General features: G+C 42.6%; 3 protein-coding genes and 1 pseudogene. 3 read left to right on the top strand and 1 reads right to left on the bottom strand.

Going from position 1 to position 4,784, the window contains the following annotated elements:
• The coding region (locus AC1DPZ_RS22030; RefSeq protein WP_477407481.1) for a LacI family DNA-binding transcriptional regulator at nucleotides 1–304 on the bottom strand (304 nt) is incomplete at its 3' end.
• 129 nt (nucleotides 305–433) lie between these two features.
• Between AC1DPZ_RS22030 and AC1DPZ_RS22025 the strand changes: the two genes are divergently transcribed.
• The 3 genes and pseudogenes from AC1DPZ_RS22025 to AC1DPZ_RS22015 form a co-directional block, all read left to right on the top strand.
• On the top strand, nucleotides 434–1,909 hold the full coding sequence (locus tag AC1DPZ_RS22025; RefSeq protein ID WP_477407479.1) for a xylulokinase: 1,476 nt from the start codon (nucleotides 434–436) through the stop codon (nucleotides 1,907–1,909).
• A gap of 124 nt (nucleotides 1,910–2,033) precedes the next feature.
• Nucleotides 2,034–3,362, top strand: a complete 1,329-nt coding sequence (gene xylA, locus AC1DPZ_RS22020; RefSeq protein ID WP_477407477.1) for a xylose isomerase — start codon at nucleotides 2,034–2,036, stop codon at nucleotides 3,360–3,362.
• 52 nt (nucleotides 3,363–3,414) lie between these two features.
• Nucleotides 3,415–4,752: pseudogene (locus tag AC1DPZ_RS22015) on the top strand (sodium:solute symporter family transporter); the annotation flags it as partial.
• Between the last annotated feature and the right edge of the window lie 32 nt (nucleotides 4,753–4,784).

Raw genomic sequence — 4,784 nt, 5'->3', positions numbered from 1 at the left:
ATTGGCAGATGATCAGGTTATACCCCTTTTGATAGGTGGCTTCTTCGATACCGGCAATCACATTCGCAAAAAAATTCTGGTTAATACGGGGTACTACCACGCCAATGGTTTTTGAATGCCCCTTGCGCAAATTTGAGGCAAGTACGTTACGCTTGTAGTTTAACTCATCGGCTGTTTTCATGATGAGCTCCCTGGTTTTTTCGTTTACCTGGTTACTGTTGTTCAGCGCCCTTGATACCGAAGACGCGGTTATACCCAGCTTGGCGGCTATGTCATAAATGGTGGTACGTTTTCCCTTTTTCATTATAAAGTGCAATTTGGAAAAAATATTTTACGCAATCGATTGTAATTTTAAATATTTAATTAATTTCGTGGAATTAATTACCAAAAGTAAACCCGTTTTTAATATTCATGTTAGTAACCCAAAAAATTCATGCTGTTATTAGGGATTGATATCGGCACATCGTCGGTTAAAGTTAGCGTTGTTAACGCTGATACGCAACAAATTATAACGTCGGCGCAATTCCCGGATGAGGAATCGCCAATAAAAGCCATACATCCGGGCTGGGCCGAGCAATCACCATTAATGTGGTGGGAGCAGGCGCAAAAAGCTTTAGAGAGATGCCATGCCAAAGGTGCCTATGATTCGCAGGATATAGCTGCCATAGGTATAGCCTACCAGATGCACGGTTTGGTATTGGTTGATAAAGACCAGAACGTATTGCGCGATAGTATTATTTGGTGCGATAGCCGCGCTGTTGAAATTGGTGATAAAGCATTTGCAGCCATCGGCGAGGAGAATTGCTTATCGCACCTGTTAAACTCACCCGGAAACTTTACTGCATCCAAACYGGCCTGGGTTAAGGAAAACGAGCCGGAGATCTACGCTAAAATAGATAAGATCATGCTGCCCGGCGATTATATCGCCATGAAACTAACCGGCGATATTACTACATCAGTATCTGCATTATCCGAAGGCGTTTTCTTCGATTTCAAAACCAACAGCATCTCCAAAGAGGTTATCAACTACTTTGGCTTTGATGAAAGCTTATTCCCGGTAATTAATCCGGTATTTTCATCGCATGGTGCATTGCTTACTTCTGTTGCCGAAAAGTTGAAACTAAAGGCAGGCATCCCGGTAACGTATAAATCCGGCGATCAACCCAATAATGCCCTTTCATTAAACGTATTGAACCCTGGTGAAGTAGCAGCAACAGCCGGTACATCGGGCGTGATTTACGGGGTGAGCGATCAACTTGCTTACGACCAGCAATCACGTATCAATACTTTCGCCCACGTTAATTATACCGAAGAAGAAAAACGCTTAGGCGTATTATTATGTATTAATGGCACCGGTAGCTTATACCGATGGGCAAAATACAATTTCGGTGCAGGTTTAAGCTATAACCAGTTAAACAACGAAGCAAAAAAAGCGCCGTTAGGCAGCGATGGCTTACGTGTATTGCCATTTGGCAACGGGGCCGAGCGAATGCTGAATAACAAGCAGGTAGGCGCCCATTTCCAAAATATCGACCTTAACCTGCATACACAGGCTCATATTTTCAGAGGTGTACAGGAAGGTATAGCCTGCGCGTTCCGTTATGGATTTGATATTATGCGCAGTAATGGCATGAACCCAACCGTGATCCGTGCCGGTAAAAGTAACTTGTTTTTAAGTGAGCTGTTTGCCGAAGCTTTTGTAAATGCCACAGGTGTTCCTGTTGAATTATACAACAACGATGGCAGTGTAGGCGCGGCATTAGGCGCCGGAATAGGAGCGGGGATCTTTAAATCGCCGGCTGAAGCATTTAGTAATACAAAGGCTATACAGTTAATAGAACCAACAGCAACCACCGCGTTTGAACCGATATACCAGGAATGGAAGGAACTTTTGGATGTTAGGTTGTGAATGGTGAATGGTGAGTGGTGAATGGTGAGTGGTGAAAGGCAAAAGGGAAAAAGGGAAAAGAAAAAAAATCGATAATTCAATAAATCAGTAATTCAATAATTAATACAATTCAATAATTAAACATATGAGTATTATCACCGGAGAAAAAGAATTCTTTAAAGGAATAGGCCAGGTTAAATTTGAGGGCCTCGAATCAGATAATCCATTAGCGTTTCGTTGGTACGATGCTAACAGGGTAGTGGCTGGCAAAACTATGGCCGAGCATTTACGTTTTGCCTGTTCTTACTGGCATTCATTTAACGGTAATGGTGCCGATCCGTTTGGCGGTGCTACCCACATTTTTGCATGGGACGAAAAAGCGGACGCTGTTGAACGTGCCAAAGACAAAATGGACGCGGCATTTGAGTTCATCACCAAAATGAACATTCCTTACTACTGTTTCCATGATGTGGATGTGGTTGATTATACCAATGATGTTAATGAAAACGACAGGCGCTTACAGGCTTTGGTTGAATATGCCAAACAAAAACAAGCCGAAAGTGGCGTAAAATTACTTTGGGGAACAGCAAACCTGTTTAGTCACCGCAGGTACATGAACGGTGCTGCTACCAATCCCGATTTTCATGTACTGGCCCATGCAGGTGCCCAGGTGAAAGCAGCTATTGATGCTACCATTGCTTTGGGTGGCGAAAACTATGTATTCTGGGGAGGGCGTGAAGGTTACATGAGCCTGCTGAATACCGATATGAAACGCGAGCAGGAACATTTAGCCAAATTTTTACATACAGCTAAGGATTATGCCCGCAAACAAGGCTTTAAAGGTAATTTCTTTATAGAGCCAAAACCTTGCGAGCCTACCAAACACCAGTATGATTACGATGCGGCTACCGTATTAGGCTTTTTGCAAAAGTACGACCTGTTGAGCGACTTTAAGCTTAACCTGGAAGTGAACCACGCTACTTTGGCTGGCCATACATTCCAGCATGAGTTGCAGGTAGCAGCCGATTCTGGTTTATTAGGTTCGATAGATGCCAACAGAGGCGATACACAGAACGGCTGGGATACCGATCAGTTCCCGAATGATATCAATGAGATCACCGAATCGATGATGATCATATTAGAAGCAGGTGGCTTACAAGGTGGTGGTATTAATTTTGATGCCAAAATACGCCGTAACTCAACAGACCCGGCCGACTTGTTCTACGCCCATGTTGGTGGTATGGATATTTTTGCCCGTGCTTTGGTAATAGCGGATAATATCCTGCAGAAATCAGAATACAAAAAGATCCGTACTGACAGATATGCTTCATTTGATACAGGTTCGGGAAAAGATTTTGAAGGCGGTAAGCTTTCATTGGAAGATTTGCGTACCTATGCAATAACCAATGGCGAGCCAAAAACATTAAGTGGCCGACAAGAATATTTAGAAAATTTGATAAATCGCTATATATAGTTTATAATTGTCAAACTAACATTATTAAAACCAACTTGACCAAACAATGAACCTGAAAACCCTCTCGTACGGCGATTATGCTGTATTTTTTATCTACTTTGTTATAGTTTCCAGCTATGGCTGGTGGGTATATAAGCGCAAACATAACGCCGACGCGACCTCAAAAGATTACTTTTTGGCAGAAGGGTCGCTTACCTGGTGGGCAATCGGGGCATCATTAATCGCATCCAATATCTCTGCCGAGCAATTTATCGGTACCAGCGGATCGGCGTTTAAGATGGGTTTAGCCATTTCAACCTACGAGTGGATGGCGGCAATTACATTGATCATTGTGGCAGTATTTTTTATACCGGTGTATCTTAAAAACAAGATTTTCACCATGCCACAGTTTTTGCACCAGCGCTATAATGGCACTGTAGCTATGATCATGGCCATCTTTTGGTTGTTATTGTACATTGTGGTTAACTTAATGTCTATCCTTTATCTTGGTGCGTTAGCTATTAGTGGTATATCAGGATTAGATATTCACCTGTGTATCTGGTTGCTGGCTGCATTCTCTGTTGTTATCACCCTGGGTGGAATGAAGGTAATCGGTTATACTGATGTTATACAGGTTGCGGTGCTTATTTTGGGTGGTTTAATGGCTACTTACCTGGCATTAACGCTTTTAAGCGAAAAAGAAGGTACTACCGGCTTATTAAACGGCTTTAAAATATTGCATACCGAGGCTACCGATCACTTCCATATGATATTCAAGAAAGACAATCCAAACTATATGGATCTTCCTGGTTTATCGGTTCTGATAGGTGGTATGTGGATCACCAACCTTAACTATTGGGGTTGTAACCAGTACATTACGCAAAGGGCTTTGGGTGCAAACCTTAAAACTGCACGTGGTGGTATCCTGTTCGCGGCTTTCCTTAAATTGCTGATGCCGGTTATTGTGGTATTGCCGGGTATTGCTGCTTACCTGCTGTACCAAAAAGGCATGTTCCACCAGGAAATGATGAGTTCATCGGGTGTTATGGATCCTAATAAAGCTTATCCATCACTGCTTAACTTGTTGCCAACCGGGTTAAAGGGTCTTTCATTTGCCGCTTTAACAGCTGCAATTGTAGCATCGCTGGCGGGTAAGGCAAATAGTATAGCTACTATCTTCACACTGGATATTTACAAAAAAGCCATTAACCCAAATGCTACCGATAAAAAACTGGTAAGTTTAGGTAAATGGTCTGTGGTGGTTGCAATGGTATTGGGTATCATTTTATCCGAGCTTATTGGCAAGGCATTAATGGGCGAGGGTAAACAAGGGTTTCAGTACATACAGGAATACACAGGCTTTGTGTCTCCGGGTATATWTGCCATGTTTATTCTTGTCTTTTTCTGGATATAAGCTACTTCAAACGCGGMTTTGTTTGAATC

The organism is Mucilaginibacter sp. P4_G9 (assembly GCF_056400985.1).
The sequence above is the reverse complement of the archived record's forward strand: the minus strand, read 5'-3'. Positions and strand labels throughout refer to the sequence as shown.

Bases quoted from the DNA above. Each gene is read 5' to 3' on its own strand.
- xylA (WP_477407477.1), top strand. From the start codon at position 2,034: ATGAGTATTATCACCGGAGAAAAAGAATTCTTTAAAGGAATAGGCCAG.